The sequence below is a fragment of the uncultured Paraglaciecola sp. genome (assembly GCF_913058035.1).
Lineage (GTDB): Bacteria > Pseudomonadota > Gammaproteobacteria > Enterobacterales > Alteromonadaceae > Paraglaciecola.
In genome coordinates, this window is sequence record NZ_CAJXPA010000020.1 from 1 (window position 1) to 25,070 (window position 25,070).

The window sequence follows — 25,070 nt, forward strand, 5'->3', positions numbered from 1 at the left end:
AATACATGTTAACGTTTTACATCATTTATAAATTTTGAAATACCTTTAATAAATACCCTCAATAAATACTTTCATAACGTATTGTCTAATACATGAAATTTAAAAACTTATCAAAATCATTGATAATCAACACTGACCTAAAAATGATGGGTTGCTGCGTGGTTTTATGTTTGTTTAGTCAGATGCTTTGGGCGCGATCTAAGCCAACTTTTTTGGATTTCAACATTGACCCCAGCTATGCTGATGTTTCGTTAATCGAGTTTGCTAAGCAAGCCGATCTCACCATTATCTTTCCTTATGAAAAAGTACAATCTCGGCAAGCTAATTCTTTAAAAGGTAGCTTTACTATTGAGCAAGGGATGAGCAGTCTGCTCAAAAATACTGGGTTGGTTGCTTCTTTTGAGAGGGATGGGGTAGTCACTATCAAACGTATTTCAATTCGCGATACGGTGGTTGAAGACAAAACATTGTTGCAAGAAATAGCAGAATTGTTTATTGGTAGTGGCGATAACATCGTCACTTACCCCGAAGAGCCCCAGAATATTGAACTGATTGAAGTCCGAGGAATTCGCGGCAGTATGGACTGGGCCTTAGACATTAAACAAGAATCAATCGGTGTGTCTGAATCCATTCAATCTGAAGAAATTGGTAAGTTTCCAGATCTAAACTTAGCCGAGTCATTACAAAGAATAACGGGGGTTTCGATTGACCGGTCTGAAGGTGAAGGACAATTTGTTACTGTGCGAGGCTTAGGTCCACAATTTAATACGGTTTTAAGTAATGGAAGAAGATTGGCAACGGATAATCAAGGTCGTGAATTTAGTTTTGACACAATAGCATCAGAACTGGTGACCTCGGTGACGGTAGATAAAACTTTTTCAGCATCCCAGCCTTCTGGTGGAATCGGTTCAGTGATTAATATAAAAACTGCGCGACCAATGGCATCAAAGGACTTTAAGATTGCTGGTAGTATTAAAGCTACGTTTGACGCTAACAGTCGAAAAACGACTCCTCAAGGTACTATTTTTTTTAGCCATAGTAATGATAAGTTGGGATGGTTGATTTCATTATCACATCAAACGCGTAAATCACGGATAAATGAAGTACAAATTGACGGCTGGTTGCTAAATACTGATATTCCGCTTGAGCAAATCACTACTAGTGCAGAGAATATTTTTGTACCCAGAAACTACGACCAACGAGTTCGATTTGACCAACGTACTCGGAGGGGTGGAACCTTAGTTTTACAATACAAGGCAACATCAAATCTGGATATCAGTTTCGACTATTTACAGTCAGACTTTAATGTAAAAACTGATTCAACATCTTTAGGACATTGGTTTACATCGAGTAATTTAGAAGATGTCGTTACTGATGAAAATGGTACTGTAATTGCGCTTTCTCAAAATGTAGGTCATGCAACAGACTTTCATGCTCGGACTTTCGACAGGCCTTCTAGTGTCAGTGCATTAGGATTGAATAGCAGTTGGCAAGCCAATCCAAAATTGTTGTTAGAATTCGATGTCTCTAGTTCAAAGGCAAGCACCGAAGATCGTGTTGGTGCAGGTAATGCTCTGACGTTAATCGGTTACCTCAATCGGTCTTCTTTTTCTATGTTCAAGGATCAAATCTTGCCACACATATCGGATTTCGAATCATCAAATCCAACCGTTCTTGATGCGTTAGGAAATATTACTGGTGTGTCTGACTATTTGGATCCGACGAACAGTAGAGCACACGTGATGTTGCGTCGTGGTTGGAACATTGAAGATAAATTTGACCAACTAAAAACTGATATTACGCTTTTTGATCCACTTACTTCTGATATTGATATAAAATTTTGCTTTATGTATTCAATACAATCAAAACGCAACGAAACTTCGGATAAGGAAAAAAATGAACTGCATCGTTCGTTCTGTGGTTATTTTCAACGCCCTGATATTCCTGATAATTTCCAAACGATATTTCATGCGGGCAATGATTTTCTTAGTGGTATAAGTGGCAGTGAATTCTTACCAAAACGTTGGTTAAGACATGATGGCGAAACCCTTTTTAACTTTTTGGAGTCAGCTAGCGATATTAATTTTGATGCGGTGATACGCGATAACTCTTTTACGGTTATCGAGAGTGTCATGTCTGCCTACCTTCAAGGGCAGCAGAGATTACGATGGCATGATATCGAAATCACATCACAATATGGGGTACGTTATGAAAACACCGATATCGTGGTTACCGGATTTGAGTCAGACTTGTTAGCCTTAACGATCCTCGATCAAACTGAACTGGGTCAACTTAATTCACCGGGGCGTTCCATCTCGCAATCTGCGTCTTATGATACTTGGTTGCCTAGTATATCGATAAAAGCAGAATGGCAAGAAAACATCATTGCTAGATTAGGTGTGTCTCGATCGTTAACACGACCTACTATGCAGCAGTTATCACCAAGTTTGGTGTTAAATACCACACGTCAAGGCGGTGATTTGCGAGCTAGTTCAGGCAACTCAGACCTTAAACCATTCGAGTCTACCAACTTCGATCTGACCCTTGAATGGTACTACCATCCAATGAGTTACCTATCTGCTAGTTACTTTAAAAAGGAAGTGAGTAATTTTATCGTTAGTACAGTGACGCAAACGACTATAAATGATGTCACTGATCCCAGCACAGGAACTGACTCTAGTGCACCAGATAGTGAAGACACATTAGCCGAATTTGACTTAACAACTCCTATTAATGCTCAAACGGCAACAGTAAGTGGATTTGAGTTTGCAATTCAGCATGATTTTGATAGTGGCTTTGGAGTAGTGGCAAACATGACGCTGGTAGACAGCAATGCAAAACTGGATCCCAGCAATATTTCGCAAAAGTTTGCTTTAACAGGCCTGAGTGACTCACAGAATCTTATCGTCTATTACGAGAAAGGCCCAGCGAACATCAGACTGGCTTGGAATCATCGTGATGGATTTTTACAATCCTTGGTGCAAATACAAGGGCCTGAGCCAACCTATGTGCGTAGCCACCAACAATTTGATTTAAGCGCTAGTTATGCCGTCAATGACAACCTTTCTGTATTCCTGGAAGGGGTAAATATTACTGAAGAAAATGTTCTTAAACACGGACGTTATAGCAACCAACTGCTTTTAGCTCAACAGCCTGGTGCACGTTATTCTTTAGGTTTACGCGGTAGTTTTTAATTTCGTGATAAACATAGAATGTATTGGTAGTAAAACAACCTTGGGCTATGGCGTAATAGACCATTTCCGGATGAACCCGGAATGAAACAAATGACATCCTTCGTCTTCATAGCTTATTGACGATCAACTACATCAATTATACTTCCTAGTGCGCCAGCTATAATTCGCACGTCACCAATAAAAGCCGCTGCACAGCAACACAACTTTCCATTTTTATTTTGTTTAAAATAACCCACCATTATTTTGTACTAGAAACGGAATAACTGACAAGACCTCGAGAGATTAATTTTTTGTAAATACAATGTTAAGCACATGGCAAATGTTAAGAGTGGGTTAAAATCGGTTTGAAATGCAACTAATTCGGCGTTTTCAATAATGTAAAGAAAATTAACACTACGTCAAAATCGGTTTTGTATACAACAATATCGGCGTCTTTAATACTAAGATTTCTAAATTTTATTTTTAAAATAATAATAAATTTTAATTAAAACAGTAGCTTGGTAGATCTCATTACAAGTAAAATAACAAGTATATTTTTTACAGTCAGTTTACATAGACTGTTCAAAGTTAACATCTTCATGTTCTAATTTGAGCGCAGAAGGCATAAATTATTATCAAAGTCCTGCTGCACAGACAGACACTTTTTGGCAGATAATGTGTTTATCAAACGACAAATGATGAATTATTTATTGCCTAGAAGGGAGATTGACTGGAGGAAAAACGATAGCCAATCGTCTAGCAGATACAGCCATGTAAAAAAATTGTAAATTAAGCCAAATAGATATTTAACATGGTGTAAACGTTTTGTTTTTAACTTAATACTAAAACACACATAGGCACAACAATATGATGAAAACACATAAAATATTCAAAAAGTCGTTACTAACGCAAACTATCGGAATCATGCTTGGCACAGCAGTAGTTTTACCCGCTGTGGCACAAGAAGTAGATAACACCGAAGTGATCCAAGTTAAGGGTGTTCGTGGCAGTCTGTCCCAGTCAATGGATATTAAACGACAATCTGCAGGTGTTGTTGACGCTATTTCATCCGTAGATATGGGTAAATTCCCAGATACTAACCTAGCTGAATCTTTGCAACGTATTACAGGCGTATCTATCAACCGTGTTAACGGTGAAGGTTCAGAAGTCACCGTTCGTGGTTTTGGTGGTAACTTTAATTTGGTTACCCTCAATGGTCGTCAAATGCCAGCAGCCAACGTTGGCAGCATCACTGGTAACCCACAAGATAAAGGAGCAGCAGGTACTAGTCGTTCTTTTGATTTTTCAAATCTTGCCTCAGAGGGTGTCAGTGGGATAGAAGTATATAAAACAGGCCGTGCCGGAATAAGTTCTGGTGGCCTTGGTGCAACAATCAATATTAATACTTTAAAACCTTTAGTGGTGGGTAAAAATACCAGTTCTGTTGGTGTGAAAGCAGTCAAAGATGAAAGTGGTGATGGTGTCACTCCAGAGTTGAGTGGCGTCACTAATTGGGTAAACGACGACTCAACTTTTGGCGTTTCGTTATTTGGTTCATTCCAAGAACGTGATTCTGGCAGTCGTCACATGAGTACTGAAGTATATGAGTTGCGTACATACAATGGCGCAGATGATTTGAATTCTCTTACTATTCCCGGTGCTACAGTTATAAATGAACCAAACGTTGGGCAGATTTTAGCCATTCCAAGTAACATCGGTTTAGGTACTAACCAAGATAATCGTGAACGCACTAACGCCATGCTGACGGTACAATTTGCACCGTCGAATGATTTGACATTGACTGCTGATGTGACGTATGCAAAAAATGAGAAAGAATCAACATCACTTATTGATGGTATTTGGTTTGCAAGACAATTTAGTTCAGTTGAATTTGATGGCAACCCAGTAGTGTCCACGCCAGTGAAATTTTCTGAGACTGGTGGAGCAAATAATGAAGTGGTCGGTAAAGATTTCTTCTTTCAAAACTTAGCATTAGCGACGAAAGATGAATTAAAATCTTTTGGTTTTAATGCCGATTATAACGTGAATGATGACCTTAGCTTAAGCTTTGATGTCGCGTCATCACAGGCGACCAGTGGTGGTGCAGGTCCTGATGGACTTAACGTTATTCGCTTTAATTTAGCAGGCGCAACTGCTGGTTGGCAAACTGCTGATTTTACTCAACCCATTCCTGCAGCAAGCATACTAGTTGAAGACACTATCAAAGGTGGTAACGGAAACGGAATTTTTGATAAGGCTGATATTGGGTCTCAGGTAAGCCAAACAGACAAATCTAATCAACAAACTGATGTAGACCAAATTCGTTTTGAAGGTCAATGGATTGGTGATGAGGTAACAATTGATTTTGGTGTTGGATATCTTGCAACCGAAATGAGACAAACACGTCAAGCTTCAACTGACGCCCTAGGAGATTGGGGTGTAACCAGTCCTGGTGATATTCCTGAAGGTTTATTCGATATAAGTTGTACTGGTTGTGCATTTGAAGATTATGATGTTTCAGGTGTCGAAGGAGCTGATGCGAATTCACCAGGTGGAACAACTATACCCTTAGGTAGCGTTTCATTTGGTGGTGACCCGCTTGCTCTTCTAAACGCGGTTGGTCCTACTTATGGTGTATCTTTAGCTGATCGTTCAATCAATACGGATGATGATAATACAGTTGAAGAAGAAATTATTTCAGTTTATGTTCAAGCGGTGATGGATTATGAAATTGGTGAGATGCCTCTAAACATTGTTGCTGGTTTGCGCTATGAGCAGACTGATGTAACTTCATCATCGATTCAGTTTTTACCTACACAAATAATTTGGGAAGCTGATAACGACTTTTTACCCGTGTTAGGTGCGTCAGTAGAAACTATTTCTGACAAAAACGATTATTCTAATTTTTTACCTAGTCTTGATTTGACCCTCGATGTGAATGATGAGATTAAGGCTCGTGCTTCTTTCAGTAAAACTCTAGCTCGACCTTCTTACGATCAATTGTTTCAATCGACTTCAATATCACCACCACCGCGCTTAACATATTTGGGTGGTGTCGCAACAGGTGCATCAGGTAATGCACAATTGGATCCTCTTGAATCTACAAACATTGATTTATCTGCAGAATATTACTACAGCGACTCAAGTATGGTTTCAATCGGTTATTATAGAAAAGATGTCGAAAACTTTGTGGGTATCGCGCAAACTGAAAGATCATTGTTTGGACTGCTAGATGCTACTTCAGGTGCTGCCGGAACAACCTCAGGTGATGCAATAGCTGCATTGACTGCTGGTGGTTATGACGTATCCGAAGTGAACTTGTTTACTATGTCGGCAGTTTTGCAAAACCCAGCTGATTTTCCTAATGGTGCTGCAGATTTCCAAGACCCTGTTACCAATCCAAACTTTGAAGGCGAAGTGTTTGCAGCTTATGATGTTTTTGCAGTTGCAGGTGACCCACTACTACAATTTCAGGTAACGGGTCCAATTAACGACAAAAGCGCTGTGATCGATGGTTTTGAATTTGCTTGGCAACATTTCTTTGGTGAAACAGGGTTTGGCTATCAATTAAACTACACCACAGTTAATGGTGATATTGGCTTCGATAATGGTGGTGCTATCAGTGTTGACCAATTTGCATTAGAAGGCTTAAGTGATACGGCTAACGCAGTGTTAATTTATGAAAAAGAGGGGTTATCAGCCCGTATTGCATACAACTGGCGTGATGAATTTTTAAGCACTACTAACCGTGGTAAAGGTCCGCGTAACCCGGTATATGTGTCTGAAACTGAGCAAGTTGACGTTAACATTAGCTATGACGTGAGCGAGGACTTGTCCGTTAGTTTAGATGTTATTAACCTATTGGAAGAAGGTCAGCGTAAATTTGGTCGTAGTAAAAATAATATCTTCTTTGTTCAAGAAGCAGACAGACGTATGGTATTGAGTGCAAGTTACAGCTTCTAATAACTTAAGGTTTTCCCTCAGTCAGTTTTTCTGACTGAGGTGCTTAATACAAATTAACAAAAGAGTTGAAAACAATTTTATTGTCAAAGAGTGAAACATGAGTATTCTGTTTCACTCTTATCCGTTGCGACAGCATTTCTTGCAATGCTAGTATAAATGAACGCAATTTTATAAATACAACCCGTAAAGCGAAACACGCTATGAGTAAAGCAACCGTATTAAATAATGTAGATCATAAAAGTGTAAAGGTTGATACTCGACCTGGATCCAGTCATTACAAGCACGTCAACCGATCTTTGGTATATGCGACAGAAATAAGCGAACTTCATAAAGAGTTTCCGTTGGTATTTTATAAAGATCTCGACACTGAACAGCTACAATTACATGCCATTCTTGGTCTTGAAAAAGACGAAAATTTATTTATTGGGGATAGTGGTTGGAGCACGCGATTTGTGCCGGCACTTCTGGCCAGAGGCCCTTTTAGTTTAGGTTATAAAAAAGCGCAAGACGAAGGCGAGTCATCATCTGCTCCTCTTATCTGCATCGACATGCAAGACCCACGAGTGAACACTGAACAAGGTGAAGATATTTTTCTGCCATTTGGAGGAGAGGCACCTTATCTTGAATATGTCAAAAAAGCCCTACAAACTATCGATAGCGGAATACAGTTTGATAAGACATTGTTTACATTGGTTGAGTCTATGGACTTACTAGAGCCTGTGTCGATCCAAATCACACTCAGTAATGTTGAAGAAATTAATTTTAGTGATTATTACACGATCAACCAACAAAAATTAGCCACATTGGATGGTGAAAGTCTAAGTAAACTCAATCAATATGGAGTGCTGAGTCTTTTGTATTTTGTACTCGCTTCAATGGGTAATTTCCAACAGCTAATCGCACTCAAAAATGCAAAGTCGGCAATGTTATAATTCTCATCGATATAAGGCATAGCTTGCGTGATAAATAAACAAAATAAAGTCAGAGTACTGGAAGACATAACGCCAGATTCCATTCCATATGATGAGCTATTTGCAGAGGATCAACCCGTCATTTTAAAAGGACTGGTAAAAAACTGGCCTTTGGTAAAAGCGGGACATCAATCACCTGATAAAGTAATGGAACAATTAGAGCAGCATTATAGTCAACGTCCGATGCTAGTTTACAAAGGGTCACCAGAAATAAAAGCACGCTTTGGCTATGACAAATCTTGTACTGGTTTTAACTATTCCAGTGAGCGAACTACTATTCCTGAGGTGTTTAGTACCATTCGCAGTCAATTGTCTCAGGAACAGCATGACTATCTATATATCAATTCGCTTAGATTAGATGAAGGTTTCCCTGAGCTGAGTGAAAGCCATAGTCTGACTTTCGATCACTCTGAATTTAAGCATAATCAGCCAGTTGCTAAAATTTGGTTAGGCACAGAGTCTGTTGCCGCCGCACATTTTGACCAGCCTAAAAATATCGCTTGTTGTGTGGTAGGTAAACGACGCTTTACTCTGTTTGCACCTGATCAGGTGCATAATTTATATCCAGGTCCACTCACTCCTACACCTGGCGGACAGATGGTTACTTTAGCCGATCTCAGTAAACCAGACTTCACACGTTTTCCACTTTTAAAACAGGCCCTTGAAAATGCTTACATCGTCGATCTTGAACCCGGTGATGGCTTATATTATCCGAATATGTGGTGGCACGAAGTTGAGGCCTTTGACCGTTTTAATGCCATGGTGAATTTTTGGTGGATGACTGCCCCACCTTATTTAGGTAATCCGATGGATGTGCTGATGCATGCCATGATGAGTGTAAGAGATCGCCCAGCTTACGAAAAGACGGCATGGAAGGAGTTATTTGACTATTACATCTTTGATGATCCTGAGCAGGTACGGGCACATCTTCCGCCTGAGAGTCATGGGGTATTTGCAAGTATGGACGATAATTTAAGTAGGCGCTTGCGCGCAATGTTACGAAATAATTTAAACCGATGAAGATAAGAGACAATATATAAACATGAATACAAAGACCAAAGTTGTTGTAGCAGGGGGCGGTACGGCGGGTTGGCTGACGGCGTTTAGCCTAGTCACTCGTCTTGGCAAACTACTTGACATTACCTTGGTCGAGTCCGACCAGATCGGCACCGTAGGAGTGGGAGAAGCAACTATTCCCACTATGCGCGCATTTCATAGTTTAATCGGTATTGACGAAAAAGAATTTATGGCCGCCACTCAGGCAACCTTTAAATTGGGGATCCAGTTTGATAACTGGGGTCATCAGGGTAACAGCTATTTCCATTCTTTCGGTGAGATTGGACAACGTTCTTGGATGGCCGAGTTTCACGAATTTTGGTTAGAAGCCAAAGCGCAGGGTTTTGGTGGTAGCTTAGATGATTACTGTCTCGAATTAAAAGCAGCCCAAGCTAATAAATTTGCCACTTTTATTGGTAAAAAACCTGTTAACTTTGCTTACCATCTTAATGCTACGGCTTATGCGGCCTATTTGCGTAAGAAAAGTGAAAAGGCAGGTGTTAAAAGAGTGGAGGGGCGCATAGAACAAATACAAAACGATGAAGCAGGTAATATATCGTCACTTACATTGGAAGGTGGTGAACAAGTAGTAGGCGATGTGTTTATCGACTGTACTGGGTTTCGCGGATTACTAATTGGTGACAATTTAGGCGTTGAGTATGATGACTGGAGTCATTGGTTAGCGGCTGATAGTGCCATTGCGGTGCAAACTAAAGCAGTAGAAGCCCCACGTCCTTATACTCGGGCCATCGCACATTCAGCAGGTTGGCAATGGCGCATTCCCCTTCAAAATCGGGTCGGCAACGGGATTGTTTATAGCAGCCGGTTTGTATCTGATGATGAAGCTCGCGATACGTTACTAGCCAACCTTACTGGTGAAACAATCACCGAACCACGGCAAATTCGTTTTAAGACTGGCAGGCGCAAAAAAGCATGGCATAAAAACTGTATTGCCATTGGACTTTCTAGCGGATTTTTAGAACCTTTAGAATCAACCAGTATTCACCTTGTCACCACGGCAATACTTCGGCTGATGAAGTTTTTTCCTTTTGGTGGCAATACCAATTTGTTGGCAGAACAGTTTAATCGTGAGACCCAGTTAGAGCTTGAAACTATTCGTGACTTTATTATTTTGCATTATCATCTAACGCAGCGAGATGACAGCCCGTTTTGGAAACATTATCGCACTATGGATATTCCAGATTCTCTTGTTCACCGCATGGCAATGTTCCGTGAAAACGGCTACGCGTGGCCCGACGATGTTGCCTTGTTCAGGGTCGATTCCTGGGTACAAGTTATGATGGGGCAGGGCTTGATGCCTAAGCAACATCATGGTGCAGGTCGGGTTTTACCGGTAGACGGATTGAAGCAACAAATGATGGCATTAAGAAAGATGATAGATAACTCTGTTTCGCAAATGCCAGCACATGCAGACTTTATTAAAAGCTACTGCCCGGCTGATAATTTGTAGTTTATCTTAGTTTGTATTCATCAAAGAGAAAGCAATAAATGAAAACACGAGTAGTGATTGTTGGGGGCGGCACAGCCGGTTGGTTAACAGCTGGTATTATTGCTGCCAAACATTGCACGGTAAACAACGCAGACACCGCTAATATCGACATCCAGCAGACCGAAGTTATTTTGGTCGAATCTCCTGATGTAAAAAATTTGGGTGTAGGCGAAGGAACATGGCCCACAATGCGTGATACGCTTCGACAGATAGGCATATCTGAACGTACTTTTCTGTCTTGCTGTGATGCTAATTTTAAGCAAGGATCTAAATTTGTCGGGTGGTTAGACGGTGAAAGTGATCATTACTACCATCCATTTATGGCTCCAGCTGGCTATGGCTCGGTAAGTTTAGCGGAACATTGGTCAGCAACCTCAAGAGAACTTAATTTCGAAAGTTGGGTGAGTTCACAAGGCACTGTTTGCCAGCAAAACCTAGCACCTAAAACTTCACAGATGCCTGAGTATGCGTTTGGTTTGAATTATGGCTATCACCTTAATGCGGGTAAATTTGTGAGCATGTTACACCAGCACTGTGTTGAAAAGCTCGGAGTGCGATACATTCAAGGTCATGTAGAGCACGTATTGCCCGCAGAAAATGGTGATATTGCATCGATTGTACTGGTGGGGGGAGAACATGTTGATGGTGATCTATTCATAGATTGCAGTGGGTTCGCTGCCATATTGATTGATAAACATTATCAGATCCCCTTTAAATCTAAGCAACATATCTTGTTTAACGACACGGCACTCGCTTTGCAGGTGGAACATGCTTCCGACGATGTTCCGATAGCATCGTGCACCGTGGCAACAGCACAAAAAAGTGGTTGGGTTTGGGATATCTCGTTGCAAAATCGACGTGGTATTGGTCATGTGTTTTCCAGTGACTTTACTGATGTTGAGCAAGCAGAACGGGCGTTACTAAAATACGTATCTAATGATCCCTTTCTTGCTACAAAGAAATTAACCCCTCGCAAAATTAAATTTACTCCAGGTCACAGAGAGACTTTTTGGCATAAAAACTGTGTTGCTATTGGTGTCTCAGCAGGCTTTGTTGAACCACTAGAGGCGACAGCTTTGGTATTGATTGAAAAGTCAGCTGAATGGATCAGTCAGCAACTTCCGCGAAATCGAAGTGCAATGACAGTACTGGCAAAAAGATTTAACCAACTTACACTGCAGCGTTGGCAGGAAATTATCGACTTTTTAAAGTTGCACTACGTACTTACAAATCGCCAAGACAGTGAATACTGGCGAGCACATCAACAACCAGGCTCTATTCCTGAAAGTTTGCAAGACGCGATGACTTTATGGCGTTCTCAAGTTCCCGGTTTGTATGAAGGGAACCAACGATTTGAATTATTTTCTTCTGCAAGTAAACAATACGTACTCTATGGAATGGGCTTTCACACAGCTTTAGCGCAATCAGACCTTGGACGTCAGGAAGTCTTAAGGGTAAAACGATTACGAAATGAAACATTACATTCCACAGAAAAGTTGCTTAGTGCTTTACCCACTAACCGACAATTTTTTAGTCACTTAATGAAAACTTGATATAAAGTTTTGACTATCACTCCACTTAGCAGCTGAGTAAATTTGCAAAGCAAATTGAGGCCAAGGTATTTCAATGGAGATGAGTTTTTTGTAACAAGAGCAGGGATAGTCAATTTAATTTTTCTTGTCATCATCTCGGGTGCATTTGTGCTGCTTGCCCAGTTAGCTAAACCCCTGTTGGTTGGGTTCATTCGTTACTGGGACGAGTTTCAACCTCACTAAAAATTGTATGGGTGACCTCAATCTTATTACTGCTACTTTGCTAATTAAACTTAGCTAGTTGTCTGCTGATATCCATTATTTTATAGACGGTTATAGGCAAATTGTTAAAAGCTACATGGTGGAAAACTATGAATATTAGACATGCGACACAAAATGATATTGGCTCTATTGCCCAGATATATTTGAACTGTTTTCCAAATGAACGGAAACATGTTTTGTGGGTTAAGTCATCCTTCAATGCATTTCCACGCGCAGTTTATTATGTAGTTGAACACCAGGGGGTGATTGCTGGTTATATTCTATGGTGTGTGAAAAATGGGTTTAGAGACTCAACCATCGCTGAGCTTGAACAAGTAGCCGTGGATCCTAAATTTAGTGGAGGTGGTCTGGGTCGAAGATTGATTAAAGATTCGTTTGAGCGATTTAAAAAACATGTAGATGATAACGGCTACCGGGTAAGCGCGGTGATGGTGACTACAACAGAGGGTAATTACGCAGAGAATTTATACAAATCGACTTTACACGTCTCCAGGGCAGCAGTATTAAAAGGATATGGCTCAGGCAACGAAATTATTTTGTACAACCACTCGGTTGAGTCTACTTAAGCCGATGATGGATAATAATAACATTTCAGCTAAACGTGCAAACACAGAGGGTCAACAGGACTATCGTTTTGCATTTGCTATCATGACATTGTTGTTTTTTTTCTGGGGCTTTATCACTGTATTGAACGATATTTTGATCCCTCTTTTAAAAGACTCATTCGATCTCAGTTACACTCAAGCCATGTTGGTACAGTTCTGTTTTTTTAGTGCATATCTTATTGTGTCTCCGTTCGCCAGTAAGTTAGTAGGTAAGGTGGGCTATCAAAAAGGCATTGTGTTTGGATTGCTAACCGCTGCCGTGGGTTGTTTTTTATTTTATCCATCGGCGAGTGTAGGTGAGTACGAACTGTTCTTATTTTCTTTTTTTATATTAGCCAGCGGTATCACTATTTTACAAGTTGCTGCTAATCCCTATGTTATTGCAATGGGTCCTCAATACACAGCATCTAGTCGCTTAAATTTGGCTCAGGCACTTAATTCAATGGGGACAACAGTCGCCCCTATAATTGGTGCAGCATTGATTTTGGGCGCCACTACAACGGATGCTTCTTCTGTTCAGGGCCCTTATCTGATTATTGGTGTCCTACTAGTATTTGTCGCCATCATTTTCTTTTTTATTAAACTTCCTGCATTGGCAGATATGCAGATCAGCGGCACACCCATTGGGAGTGTTTGGGATCACAAGTCACTAGTTTTTGGTGTATTAGCTATTTTTTTATATGTAGGTGGCGAGGTGTCTATTGGGAGTTTTCTGGTTAGTTATTTTTCCGAAAACTCTATTGCTGGTTTAAGCTCAGCCGAGGCGGGTGCAATGGTTGCCTACTATTGGGGTGCAGCCATGATCGGTCGATTTGTTGGAGCGGCAATGATGCGCGTTGTTAGTGACACTAAATACCTAGCAGTCAATGCTGTTATTGCCATAGTTATGATTATTGTTAGCATTAATACAACCGGTGATGTGGCGATGTGGTCAATTGTGTCAGTTGGTTTTTTTAATTCAATTATGTTTCCCACCATATTTGCATTGGCTATTCGTGGTCTTGGCCCTCTGACCACCAAAGGTTCTGGACTGATTTGTCAGGCAATAGTGGGTGGTGCATTGATCCCTGTTATTCAAGGCATCGCTGCAGATAACATAGGGATCCAGATGAGCTTTTTGGTGCCCATGATTTGTTATATCTACATATGCTGGTACGCACTTAATGGTGATAGGTTTATTGCTGACACTGGTTATAGATAAAACTAACCAACTCCCCCAAAAAATCTTCTCATTTCTAGAACACATTGATCTTCAGTAACATTGTTTCTTTTTTTAAAAGGTTATTATATGCAGAAATCTTTTCAACGTTCCTTGCTGCCTGCATATCTTTGTAATTTGTATTAGTTAATGCACCTTATGATTCACTTGAGCGTCAAAAGTTAGGTATTTATGTGCCTAATATCGACCGAGAAACGTTTCCTGTTGTCATGTTTTTTCATGCTGGTCGCTGGACAGACGGCTTTAAAAAACAGTATGAATTTGTGGCTATGACACTGACAAATACGGGGTATGTTGTGTTGCCACTTAATACGCGCTTATATCCAGATGTGAAATTCCCAACGTTTGCAGAAGATGCTGCAAAGTCAGTTGTATGGGTTTATAAAAACATAGCCAGTTATAAAAAAACCAAAATTTATTTATTTCTGGTCATTCATCAGATGCGCACTTGGGAGCATTGATGGTGGATGATAATTAATAATAAGCCGCTTTTGAGCTCAATCCTAATATTGTCACTGCCTTTGCTGGAATATATGGACTTTGTGATTTTGTACCAAAAGTATCCGGTCTAAAAGACATGTTTGGCCTAGTTGAAAATTTTCTTAATATGGTGGTAACAAACTTCATCGATGACGACGAGCCCCCAATACTTTTGATATACACAGGCGAAGATGACATGGTTCATTCTAGGAACTTAGAAGGTCTTAAGGCAGTTATAGCAAGTACTAATGGAACCGTGCAGATTATCATCTATAAAGCTGGCAGACATGCTGCGCCTATGGCAGCTTTTAGCTGGGCAAACCCTCCCAATTTACCTGTGCCTGAAGACATAGATGACTTCTTTAAGACGTTTCTCTTTGTGAATCAAGAAGCAAGAAGCAACAATCAACAATATTGTTTCATGCTGCGATAATTGTACTATTCATTATCATCGGCAATTATCATTCAAAAATTCCTTGGTTACCTCAAGCAGTTTTAAACGGTTGTTATTAAAACTGTGATCGTCTTTTATCAAGGTGTAACTTACACGATTACCTTTGACGTTGCGCATTGCGTCAACGAGTGCATTTATCTCAGCAATGGGAATAACATCACTGTCTGCAGGAATAAATAGTATGGGGCGATCTGCAATTTCATGAGCTCTAGAGATTAAATTTAATTGTTCTGATTTTTCGGTTAACTCTCTAGAAGATACTGCACCAGACCATCCCCGTAACATAAACAAAGAATCCGCATACGTCGCCCAGAGGTCTTGAGTTTTTGAATCGTCACTTTTAAATGTGACGCCAATGTTAGCACCATCGTACACCACACCACATGTTACATCAGGGTTATCAAACATCCCTGCAACAGCCATATGCCCGCCCATGCTATGACCTATATAGGATATTTTTTTAATATTAATTTTAAATTTTTTTGCATTATCTGGTTGTTGTAAAAACTGGGTTACTGCAGTTACATCTTGTTCTGATCCAGCAAACGAAAAGTTACCTTCAGCCCCCCAAGCTCCTCGATAATGGAAAAATACCACATTCCACCCAGCGTCTCGCATTCCCTGTGCAATATCTAAATTTTTCTCATTCCCAGGATAACCATGTAACAATATTATCGTAGGATGAGGTCCTTCGCCTTGTGCGCCGTAATAAATGGCAGGCAAACGTTTACCATGAGATAACACTGTCACTTCGGCTGAGGTTTTTGGGTAAAGTTCTGCCTGAGGTTGCTGAAGTTTGGCGTGAATACCTAAGGAAATAATATAAATTAAACTGACTACGAAGTACCGATAATGCATAAAAATCACCATTGTTTGATCCCAGATTTTAGAATACTAAATATGACACGAAATATAGATATATTGCTATGTGTAAGCTGTTGTCTTGATGTAAAAACTGACGTGTTGGTCTTTTTTAGAAACCGTATACACAGTGACAACTTCGCTAAAATTAATATAAATGTGCGTTTATCTACTTATTTTAGCTCTATTTGAATCATTGGCAGCTCAGGTCGATTCATGTAAAACGACTGTGAGTATTTTTTTAATCTGCCGCTGTTTCTGCCAGATAAAAGTTGTTTGGAATGCGGATAAGCATACTCATTCAGAAGCAAAAATCAGCAACGTTGAATTTTTTATTTCGATATCTGGGAGACTGAGTTTGAAGTGTATAAAAATACATTAAATAAGATTATCTTTTAAATGTTGTTGTATAAAATTATTTGCAGCCCAGATATCTGTAAAAGGTTGTTGGGTATTAGGTTGCACATGTGCATATGGAAAAGGACCAAATTCTGGGGTAATGGTAAAGTTTTTATGGCCTCTTATTTTTGCGATATTGATCACTTTCTGCCACAAGTTTACATGGTTTTCCAGATGGCCTGCCCATAGTTTATCCTGAGGATTACTGACTTGTGGCCCTTCTTCAAAACCTACTCGCCCATGAATATGATAAACGTGTTGGAATAGTGTTGCCAAACGGGAGGTTTGGTCGCTCAGGTCAGACTCATGTACCACCATCCAATGACTGATATCTAAATTTAATTTTAATTCTGGTAATGCTTTGATGATTTTTTCAGTATCAAATGTACTGAATGTGGGTCTGAAACGATGGGTTTCATGGGTAATGGTAACCTTGTGCTTTTGTTCGAGTGTTAAAGCGTTTTCAAATAAAACTAAATTCTCTTCTAAGCTGAAAATATCACGGCCTGTGTGTGAATTAATAAGTACGGGAGAGAATTCAACTGCGCGTTCAATTTGGGCATTCATACTTTTTAGATGTGCTTGAAGGTTGTCACCTTGAGTTGCGATGCCGGTAATTATGTTGAGGCCAAGATCGGCATGGGCTTTAAGGGTGATGTCGGTATCAATATCAAAAAAAGGTAAAAATAATTCGGTACCCTCATAGCCATCTTTACTGGTGCGTTTTAGTAATGTGTGTAGGTCCTGCAGATCATTGCAGGGCGCTTCCCAGAAAGATTTATGAAAATTAAGCTTCATTATAAGGGTTCTCGTGATGAAGACCGCTTCGCAATAGGAACATTGAAGCAGGTCTAAATATAGGTAACTATAATAGCAGTTAAAAAAGTATTAAATTAGCCTGTGATACTGACAAGTTTAGAACCCTGAAGACTCCGTTTAAAGACTAATTCAAAGTAGTAAAAGCGTGGCAGAGTTAACTTTTAACGAAAGTATTAGCAAGTGTAATAAATGTAACAACTACAAAATAACTGCTGTCCTCAGCCTGCACTGAGTGTCTCTCTAATGACCTACTGTTAGCTCATTGGGAAGGTAAAAAACATCTAAAACTACCCCTGTCAAATAGATTGACTTACGAGTTCCAGAGTTTTGCGTAAGGCTCAAATGCTTTAACTTTAATTGGAATGATTACATAATTACTGACAAAGTAACGAAGATTAATACTGTATCTAACATACGCGTTGGCAAACGATACGTCAGTCAACTGGGTGACCATTTTTCATATCAAAGTTAAACCGAATTTTGTCAACTTTTAACTCTTTTAGCTCTTTTAACTTTATCATCTCTTTCAACCTTTCACCCAGATGAAGGTCTGTTGAATTTTAGTTAGCTTTTAGTTAGCCTTTAGTTAGTTTTACCAGCTGCTGTTGCTTCAAGTATTTCATCTAACTTACCTGTTTTACAATCGTAGATATATCCGTAAATAGGCACGTTAGAGGGTACCATTGAGTTACTTCTTATTCGCATCACATCTTCAACAACACTCTTAGCACTATCACTGATAGTTAACCAATTAATGTATTTTCCATCTGTTGTACCACCGCCATCATGGCTGTCATGCCAGCCTGTTGCATCCACGCTTGCTGTCTTTAAGCTAGCAGATAAAAGATTACCCATGATTTCATTATCGAATGTTTCCATGCCACAATCAGTGTGATGTATAACAAACCATTCTTTGGTGCCCAGTAGTTTATGGGAAATAACCAAAGAACGAATTGCATCATCACTGGCTCTGCCGCCAGCATTTCGAATGACATGAGCGTCACCTTCTGCAAGCCCTGCATATTTAGCTGGGTCTAAGCGGGCATCCATACATGTAAGGATGGCAAATTGTCTGCCGGGAGGCATAGCTAAATTACCCTTATCACCAAAGCCTGCAACATAGTCAGCATTTGCTGACGTTATTTCTTCTACAATTTTACTCATCACTATTCTCCTGAGGTACGCCGCAATGTTTGGTCTTAATTAGATATCCGATGGGATGATTCTGAAACACTTACATATCTTGTTTAACGGTTTAGCACTATAGAAAGCTCACTATTTGATTGAGTGGTTTTTTGTTGATCGCATGTTGTGGCACAGTGGCATCATTTGCGGGATAACCGACAATCAACAACATATATGGGCGTTCGTTATCAGGACGGTTACATATTTTAGATAAAAAACTCATGGGTTTGGGTGTATGGGTGAGAGTTACCAAGCCAGAATGATGCAAGGCGTTTATCAGAAAACCTGTCGCAATACCTACAGATTCGTGTACGTAGTAGTTGCTTTGTTTATTACCGTCTTGCTGCTCAGTATTTTTTTGGCTGAAGATAGCAATGAGCCAAGGGGCGTGCTCCAGATAGGGTTTATTGGAATCAGTGCCCAAGGGCTTGAGTGCGTCTAACCATTCGTCTCCACCACGACCTTGGTAAAAGCCTCTTTCAAGTGCCTCGGCCTGCTCGCGCACTTGTGTTTTAACTTGTTGTGAATGAATGGCTACAAAATGCCAAGGCTGCTGATTGGCACCGTTGGGGGCGGTGCCTGCTGCTTTGATACAGTTTTCGATAATGGCTTGGGAAACATGTCGGTCACTGAATTTCCGGACGCTATGGCGGCGTTTAATATCTGCATAAAACTGTTCTGAACGCTTCAGCATTTCCGCTGCTGGATACTCAATGAAATCGTTTAGTGGCAAGGCATCATGTTTTTGCATGTTTCATTCCATAACTAAATGTAGGTGTGAGGTAATGTATTTGAAATGTTCAGCTTTGGCTAGATGACAGATGTGTTTGAGTCTTTTAAAAGTCTAAGCTTTGGAGATTAGACTTTTAAAATCCACGGTCGAATATTTTTAAGCACTGCACCATAAATTAAGGACATTTTATGGAAAACAAAGAGTATGAACTTTACAAAATTAGCTGCACTTGAGATGGAAAACGGTAATTTAAAAACCCAAATGGAAAAGCCATCATATTTAAAGCGAATGACGGTTAAGAGACTGACGCATTTGAAGGATTTATTTTGGTTACTGAAAATCGTAATAACGCTAAACCAAAAAAAGATACCAGTAAACTATACGAATAAACTATACGAATAAACTATGTGCGTTTTCCTGCTACAGCTACAAAAAAGTGATTACCGATCATCTATTTGGCTGGTGGCTCAGGTATTGCCAATGCCAAGTGGCGACGATATTCTTTATTTGCTGTCCTTTAGAGAGCACGTCGATTTTATTGCGTTGGACCAACAAGGCATAAGAGCATCAGAACAAATACCATTTTGTTTGTTCGATTATTCACTGAGCCTGACAAAAAAAATATCATCTTTGGACGTTACCAACCGATACCGTCAAGCGGCAATTGCTTGTGCAGCCGATTAAACTATTCAAGGTGCAGATATTTTGGATTATAAAACGGTATAAAATGCATGGAACTTGAATGGTTTACGTCAATATTTTAATGTAGTAAAAATAACATGCTGGGGAATTGCGTATGGCAGTTATTTGGTGTTATCGGCTATATCCTTGTTTTAGTAACAACTTGATAAGGTCATTATCGCCAGCGCCGAAGGGTTAGATCAAACCGTTAAGTTACCGAATAATACGGCTTTATATTTGCAATAGGTTCAATAGGTTCAATAGGTCTAATAGGTGCAATAGGTGCAGTAGGAAATTAACCACACCCCTGAACTAATTCAATCTTACGCTAATATCATACCTCGAATTTTACTCGTTCATCACCAATTACAAAACAATCCGGTTGTGCTGAAGCTGAACAATAAAAGCGGAACTGAATTACTATTTTTGTTGCAAAAATATTACATGCAACTTTTAGCATCGATGATGGTAGCCGACTCTAATCAATATCTAGGCATGTTGCTTGATATCTACCGAGATATAGAAAAGAACAGAACAGCTATAAATCAGACACGCAAATACTTGAGCTGAGCACGTTTAATGATGAAAAATTAGTTTTAAGTTAATGCCCATGACAATGGCAATGGATGTTGCATCGGTGTAAACGTCATCTCGTCTGCAGAAAGTCAGCCAGCAAGCGCAAAATGGATTACTGGGTGACTTACTCAATTTCCCTATACCCCACTTGAACGACGTCATTAATGGACTCAATCTTGGTGATGATTTTCGCCAATCTAAGCCGTCTTCGGTTGTGGTGTTATTATTGACATGAACGCTTGATGGAAGAACTTATGTTGAAGGACAAAAACAAGCAGTAGCACACTTTAAAAACCTGACTCACGTTCATGTTATTAAAGCACAACATAATCTGTTTACCTCGTCACCTGAGGTATTGAATATGATGTTTCAGTTTTTGAAGGTAGCTAAGATTGAGAAACTAGATATTTCAGTAGAGCCAACATTTATTGAGCATCTTAAATAGTGTTTGTCATTATTAAACTGCTGACAATGTCGAGGGACAAAGCCAGCTGCCCCTCTGATATTGTTTAATAAAGGTGTGGTAAAGATTTAAGCTACTTTTAATGCAGCCTCACGGCTTGATAGGTATTCGTTGTAGGTACCTTGGAAATTAATGATTTCATGTTCGCTAATTTCAATAACTCGAGTGGCTAAAGACGAAACAAATTCTCTATCATGACTGACAAAAATTAGCGTGCCGTCGAATTTTTTGAGTGCGTTGTTTAATGCCTCTATCGCTTCCATATCCATATGGTTAGTGGGTTCGTCCATGATCAGCACATTGATATCTGACATCATTAACTTACCAAACAATAGACGGTTTTTTTCTCCACCAGAACAAACTTTGGCTTTTTTATTAAAATCGTCAGCGGTAAATAACAGGCTACCCAAAAGAGCACGTACTGCTAAGTCATCATGTTTTGGCGTACGCCATTGTGACATCCAATCAAATAAGGTGAGATCAGTATCGAAGTCAGCAGTACTGTCTTGTGGGCAATAACCTATACTGGCATTCTCGGACCATTTGACTACGCCACTAGTGGCTTGTAAATCGTCAATTAAACAACGTAATAGTGTGGTTTTACCTGCACCATTTTCACCAATTATTGCTAGTTTTGCGCCAGCTTCTAAAATTAAGTCTGCGTTGTTAAACAATGGCTTATCATCAAACTCATGGCTCAGTTGTTCAAGGATCAACGCTTGACGATGCAGCTTTCTGTGCTGTTTTAACATAATTTTTGGTGTGCGGCGGCTGGATGATTTGACTTCGTCTAACGTAATCTTTTCCATTTTTTTAGCGCGAGAAGAAGCTTGCTTAGCTTTGGATGCATTGGCAGAGAAACGATTCACAAAAGCTTGTAATTCATCAATCTCGGCACTTTTCTTGGCATTTTCTGTGTGAAGTTGTTCTTGGATTAATGACGATGCCGCCTGATATGCTTCATAGTTACCTGGATAAATGCGTAATTCACCGTAATCTATATCCGCCATATGAGTACATACAGAGTTCAAAAAATGCCTATCGTGAGAAATAATAATCATGGTGCATTTGCGATCGTTCAGTACGCCTCCAAGCCAATTGATAGTGTAGATATCGAGGTTGTTGGTTGGCTCATCTAATAATAAAATATCTGGATTAGAAAATAATGCTTGGGCTAATAAAACCCGTAATTTCCACCCCGGTGCTACTTGCGCCATGAGCCCAAAATGATAATGCTCGGCGATACCTGCTTGTAGTAGGATTTCACCTGCTCTTGATTCTGCGGTGTAGCCATCCATTTCAGCAAATTGAGTTTCTAACTCTGCCACATGCATACCGTCTGCTTCAGTCATTTCTGGCTTTGAGTAGATGGCATCACGTTCTTGTTTGACTTTCCAAAGTTTAGCATCGCCCATAATAACAGTGTCGACTACTGTGAATTCTTCAAAAGCGAACTGGTCTTGGCTTAATGTGCCGACTTTATCGCCAGGAGTAATAGAAACATTACCGGCGCTTGGCACTAAGTCACCACTGAGAATTTTCATAAATGTGGATTTACCACAGCCATTAGCACCGATCAGTCCGTAGCGATTGCCGTGGCCAAATTTAGCCGAGATGTTTTCAAACAAAGGCGCAGCGCCAAATTGCATGGTGATATTTGCAGTAGAAATCAAAAGTAGCTCGTCCAGAATAAAAAATTAATTGAAATGTTTGCCAAGTGGCAACGCCATCGGGCAAACAAAGGCCGCGCATCATACGGAAATGTGACGCTAAAGTCGAGTCGAATTGATGATTATTTATACAGGTTGGTATAATTGTACTTCTTACAAACTGCTTGGTAGCATGATCATGTGCACAAATTTCTAATGGATTGTATATGACTCTTAGCTTTAATTTAAAATCGGTTGTTGTGGTGGCGCTCATATTTTTAGTATCTGCATGTGTATCGCCGCCGCCACCGCCATTTGTTAGCGAAATTGACCGATTAACTGCCAGAGCAGAGCAAGTTGAAATTATTCGCGATGATTTTGGGGTGCCTCATATCTACGGAAAGACTGATGCAGACGCGGTATTTGGTTTGTTGTATGCCCAAGCAGAAGATGACTTTAAGCGGGTAGAGCGCAATTACATTTGGGCTATCGGCAGACTAGCAGAAGTGGAAGGCGAAAAAGCATTGTACAGTGACTTGCGGGCGCGTTTATTTATGTCTGTCGAACAAGCAAAGTTAGACTATCAAAATTCTCCTACAGCACTTAAAGATCTATGTGATGCTTTCGCTGATGGTCTTAATTATTATCTTGCTACTCACCCAAACGTCAAACCGGCTTTGTTGAAAAAATTTGAACCTTGGATGCCGATGTTTTTTTCTGAAGGTTCAATCGGTGGTGATATTGAACAAATTTCAGAGAAAGGGGTAGCCGCCTTCTATGGAGACAAAGCGGTTCATCAAGATACTCCAGATTTAGCTATGGTTGAACCTAGCGGTTCAAATGGCTTTGCTATTTCAGGTAAGTTAACAAAATCCGGTGATGCCATGTTATTGATTAATCCACATACTTCCTTCTACTTTCGTCCAGAAGTACATGTGGTTAGTGAAGAAGGGTTAAATGCGTACGGAGCAGTGACGTGGGGACAGTTTTTTGTGTACCAAGGATTTAATCAGAAAAATGGTTGGATGCACACTTCGACCCGTGTAGATTTTATGGACGAATATCTTGAAACCATCATTGAACGTGGCGAAGATTTATATTATTTATATGAAGGTGAGGAATTGCAGGTTGATACTGTAAATATAACCTTAAAGTACCGCGATGCAGACACGTATAAATTTAAAACCTTCCCTACTTTTAGCACTCATCATGGACCAGTAACGCATATGGTGGATGGGCAATGGGTGACAACAAGGATAAATTGGGATCCTGTGAATGCCTTACAGCAGTCATTTATCCGCACTAAAACAGCCAATCATGACGAATTTCGCAATATGATGGATATGCGTACCAACTCATCAAATAATACCGTTTATGCTGATGCTGACGGCAATATAGCTTATTATCACGGTAACTTTATTCCTAAGCGTGATCCCAAATTTGATTATTCCCAGCCAGTGAATGGCTCCATCAAAAAGACAGATTGGAATGGTCTGCACACAGTCGATGAAACTATTAGTATTCTCAATCCTGCTAATGGTTGGATCCAAAATGCCAATTCCACTCCCTTTACTGCTGCGGGTGAATTCAGTCCTAAAGCGGAAGACTACCCAACTTATATGGCCCCTGATCCTGAAAATTTCAGAGGCATACATGCGGTTCACATACTGAAAGGTCAATCTGATTTTACCCTAGATAAGTTAATTGAGGTGGCTTATGACCCTTATTTACCTGGATTTAAAACACTTGTTTCCGGCCTTATTGGGGCATATGACAAATCACGTAAGCCACTCAGAGCATTAGCCGAACCTATTAATGTTCTTCGGCAATGGGATCATCGCGTATCCATAGACTCTGTTGCAATGTCTTTGGCACATTATTATGGTGTGCAATATCTGGCTGAAGGCACTCGCCCTGAAGGTAAAAGTTTTATGCAAACAATTGAACATTTTGGTAATGATTCATTGCGCTCAGAAAGGCTAACAATCTTTGACCTGGCAGTACAAAAGTTGACCGCAGATTTTGGTCAGTGGGATACTCCTTGGGGAGACATCAACAGACTCCAAAGGCTCACAGGCGATATTGACTTGCCTGTAGATGATACAAAACCAAGTATTCCAATCGGCATGGCATCGGGTCGATGGGGTGCATTGGCAGCTTTTGGCGCCCAAAGTGTCAATGGTAGTAAAAAACTTTATGGCTACCGTGGCAATAGTTTTGTGGCTGTGGTGGAATTTGGCGATAAGGTAAAAGCGAAATCATTGTTAGCAGGTGGCCAGAGTGGTGATCCTACATCGCAGCATTTTTACGACCAGGCACAGCGTTATGCCCAGGGGAAATTTAAAGATGTGGCTTACTATAAAGAAGATGTGTTGAAACGCGCAGTAGAGCGTTATCAGCCGGGTAAACGCTAATAAAATGAATAATGACCTTAGTCAATTATAATGACACTTGCTGAC

Annotated in this window: 17 protein-coding genes; 12 read left to right on the top strand and 5 right to left on the bottom strand. The window is 40.1% G+C overall.

The window, feature by feature from the left end; genetic code table 11:
- Positions 1 to 212: 212 nt before the first annotated feature.
- From QZ562_RS04435 to QZ562_RS04480, 10 genes are all read left to right on the top strand, one after another.
- Entirely contained in the window at positions 213 to 3,194 is a 2,982-nt protein-coding gene (locus tag QZ562_RS04435) for a TonB-dependent receptor (RefSeq protein ID WP_293757316.1), read from the top strand.
- Between the two features lie 846 nt (positions 3,195 to 4,040).
- A complete protein-coding gene (locus QZ562_RS04440; RefSeq protein ID WP_293757318.1) occupies positions 4,041 to 7,136 on the top strand; it encodes a TonB-dependent receptor in 3,096 nt (1,031 codons plus the stop codon).
- A gap of 200 nt (positions 7,137 to 7,336) precedes the next feature.
- Entirely contained in the window at positions 7,337 to 8,068 is a 732-nt protein-coding gene (locus QZ562_RS04445; protein WP_293757320.1) for a SapC family protein, read from the top strand.
- 27 nt (positions 8,069 to 8,095) lie between these two features.
- A complete protein-coding gene (locus tag QZ562_RS04450; RefSeq protein ID WP_293757322.1) occupies positions 8,096 to 9,127 on the top strand; it encodes a cupin-like domain-containing protein in 1,032 nt (343 codons plus the stop codon).
- Between the two features lie 22 nt (positions 9,128 to 9,149).
- Entirely contained in the window at positions 9,150 to 10,634 is a 1,485-nt protein-coding gene (locus tag QZ562_RS04455) for a tryptophan halogenase family protein (protein ID WP_293757324.1), read from the top strand.
- A 38-nt stretch (positions 10,635 to 10,672) separates the two neighbouring features.
- Complete coding sequence (locus QZ562_RS04460; protein ID WP_293757326.1) at positions 10,673 to 12,226, top strand: tryptophan halogenase family protein; 1,554 nt, start codon at positions 10,673 to 10,675, stop codon at positions 12,224 to 12,226.
- A 350-nt stretch (positions 12,227 to 12,576) separates the two neighbouring features.
- Positions 12,577 to 13,053: a GNAT family N-acetyltransferase gene (locus QZ562_RS04465; protein WP_293757328.1), complete on the top strand. Its 477-nt coding sequence runs from the start codon at positions 12,577 to 12,579 to the stop codon at positions 13,051 to 13,053.
- A 7-nt stretch (positions 13,054 to 13,060) separates the two neighbouring features.
- Complete coding sequence (locus QZ562_RS04470) at positions 13,061 to 14,293, top strand: sugar MFS transporter (protein WP_293757330.1); 1,233 nt, start codon at positions 13,061 to 13,063, stop codon at positions 14,291 to 14,293.
- 191 nt (positions 14,294 to 14,484) lie between these two features.
- The gene (locus QZ562_RS04475) at positions 14,485 to 14,772 is read left to right on the top strand and encodes an alpha/beta hydrolase (protein WP_293757332.1); all 288 of its coding nucleotides are present in this window, start codon (positions 14,485 to 14,487) and stop codon (positions 14,770 to 14,772) included.
- Positions 14,773 to 14,888: 116 nt separating this feature from the next.
- The gene (locus tag QZ562_RS04480) at positions 14,889 to 15,224 is read left to right on the top strand and encodes a hypothetical protein (protein WP_293757334.1); all 336 of its coding nucleotides are present in this window, start codon (positions 14,889 to 14,891) and stop codon (positions 15,222 to 15,224) included.
- A gap of 15 nt (positions 15,225 to 15,239) precedes the next feature.
- On the opposite strand, the gene QZ562_RS04485 is transcribed toward QZ562_RS04480, so the two are convergent.
- The 4 genes from QZ562_RS04485 to QZ562_RS04500 form a co-directional block, all read right to left on the bottom strand.
- A complete protein-coding gene (locus QZ562_RS04485; protein WP_293757336.1) occupies positions 15,240 to 16,115 on the bottom strand; it encodes an alpha/beta hydrolase in 876 nt (291 codons plus the stop codon).
- A gap of 369 nt (positions 16,116 to 16,484) precedes the next feature.
- The gene (locus QZ562_RS04490; RefSeq protein ID WP_293757338.1) at positions 16,485 to 17,303 is read right to left on the bottom strand and encodes a TIM barrel protein; all 819 of its coding nucleotides are present in this window, start codon (positions 17,301 to 17,303) and stop codon (positions 16,485 to 16,487) included.
- A gap of 603 nt (positions 17,304 to 17,906) precedes the next feature.
- Positions 17,907 to 18,488, bottom strand: a complete 582-nt coding sequence (locus QZ562_RS04495) for a carbonic anhydrase (RefSeq protein WP_293757340.1) — start codon at positions 18,486 to 18,488, stop codon at positions 17,907 to 17,909.
- A 97-nt stretch (positions 18,489 to 18,585) separates the two neighbouring features.
- Positions 18,586 to 19,260: a nitroreductase family protein gene (locus QZ562_RS04500; protein WP_293757342.1), complete on the bottom strand. Its 675-nt coding sequence runs from the start codon at positions 19,258 to 19,260 to the stop codon at positions 18,586 to 18,588.
- Between the two features lie 387 nt (positions 19,261 to 19,647).
- Here QZ562_RS04500 and QZ562_RS04505 point away from each other — a divergent pair, with 387 nt between their 5' ends.
- Complete coding sequence (locus QZ562_RS04505; protein WP_293757344.1) at positions 19,648 to 19,926, top strand: hypothetical protein; 279 nt, start codon at positions 19,648 to 19,650, stop codon at positions 19,924 to 19,926.
- 1,104 nt (positions 19,927 to 21,030) lie between these two features.
- Here QZ562_RS04505 and QZ562_RS04510 read toward each other — a convergent pair.
- Positions 21,031 to 22,635, bottom strand: a complete 1,605-nt coding sequence (locus tag QZ562_RS04510) for an ABC-F family ATPase (RefSeq protein ID WP_293757346.1) — start codon at positions 22,633 to 22,635, stop codon at positions 21,031 to 21,033.
- A 203-nt stretch (positions 22,636 to 22,838) separates the two neighbouring features.
- On the opposite strand from QZ562_RS04510, the gene QZ562_RS04515 reads away from it, so the two are divergent.
- Positions 22,839 to 25,025 carry a penicillin acylase family protein gene (locus tag QZ562_RS04515; RefSeq protein WP_293757348.1) on the top strand — a complete coding sequence of 729 codons (2,187 nt, stop codon included), beginning with the start codon at positions 22,839 to 22,841 and terminating at the stop codon, positions 25,023 to 25,025.
- Positions 25,026 to 25,070 lie beyond the last annotated feature (45 nt).

What these genes read in the sequence shown, in the direction of transcription:
- QZ562_RS04440 (WP_293757318.1), top strand. Translation starts at nt 4,041, where the DNA reads ATGATGAAAACACATAAAATATTCAAAAAGTCGTTACTAACGCAAACT.
- QZ562_RS04445 (WP_293757320.1), top strand. Translation starts at nt 7,337, where the DNA reads ATGAGTAAAGCAACCGTATTAAATAATGTAGATCATAAAAGTGTAAAG.
- QZ562_RS04455 (WP_293757324.1), top strand. Translation starts at nt 9,150, where the DNA reads ATGAATACAAAGACCAAAGTTGTTGTAGCAGGGGGCGGTACGGCGGGT.
- QZ562_RS04460 (WP_293757326.1), top strand. Translation starts at nt 10,673, where the DNA reads ATGAAAACACGAGTAGTGATTGTTGGGGGCGGCACAGCCGGTTGGTTA.
- QZ562_RS04465 (WP_293757328.1), top strand. Translation starts at nt 12,577, where the DNA reads ATGAATATTAGACATGCGACACAAAATGATATTGGCTCTATTGCCCAG.
- QZ562_RS04470 (WP_293757330.1), top strand. Translation starts at nt 13,061, where the DNA reads ATGGATAATAATAACATTTCAGCTAAACGTGCAAACACAGAGGGTCAA.
- QZ562_RS04480 (WP_293757334.1), top strand. Translation starts at nt 14,889, where the DNA reads ATGTTTGGCCTAGTTGAAAATTTTCTTAATATGGTGGTAACAAACTTC.
- QZ562_RS04485 (WP_293757336.1), bottom strand. Translation starts at nt 16,115, where the DNA reads ATGGTGATTTTTATGCATTATCGGTACTTCGTAGTCAGTTTAATTTAT.
- QZ562_RS04490 (WP_293757338.1), bottom strand. Translation starts at nt 17,303, where the DNA reads ATGAAGCTTAATTTTCATAAATCTTTCTGGGAAGCGCCCTGCAATGAT.
- QZ562_RS04495 (WP_293757340.1), bottom strand. Translation starts at nt 18,488, where the DNA reads ATGAGTAAAATTGTAGAAGAAATAACGTCAGCAAATGCTGACTATGTT.
- QZ562_RS04500 (WP_293757342.1), bottom strand. Translation starts at nt 19,260, where the DNA reads ATGCAAAAACATGATGCCTTGCCACTAAACGATTTCATTGAGTATCCA.
- QZ562_RS04505 (WP_293757344.1), top strand. Translation starts at nt 19,648, where the DNA reads ATGTGCGTTTTCCTGCTACAGCTACAAAAAAGTGATTACCGATCATCT.
- QZ562_RS04515 (WP_293757348.1), top strand. Translation starts at nt 22,839, where the DNA reads ATGACTCTTAGCTTTAATTTAAAATCGGTTGTTGTGGTGGCGCTCATA.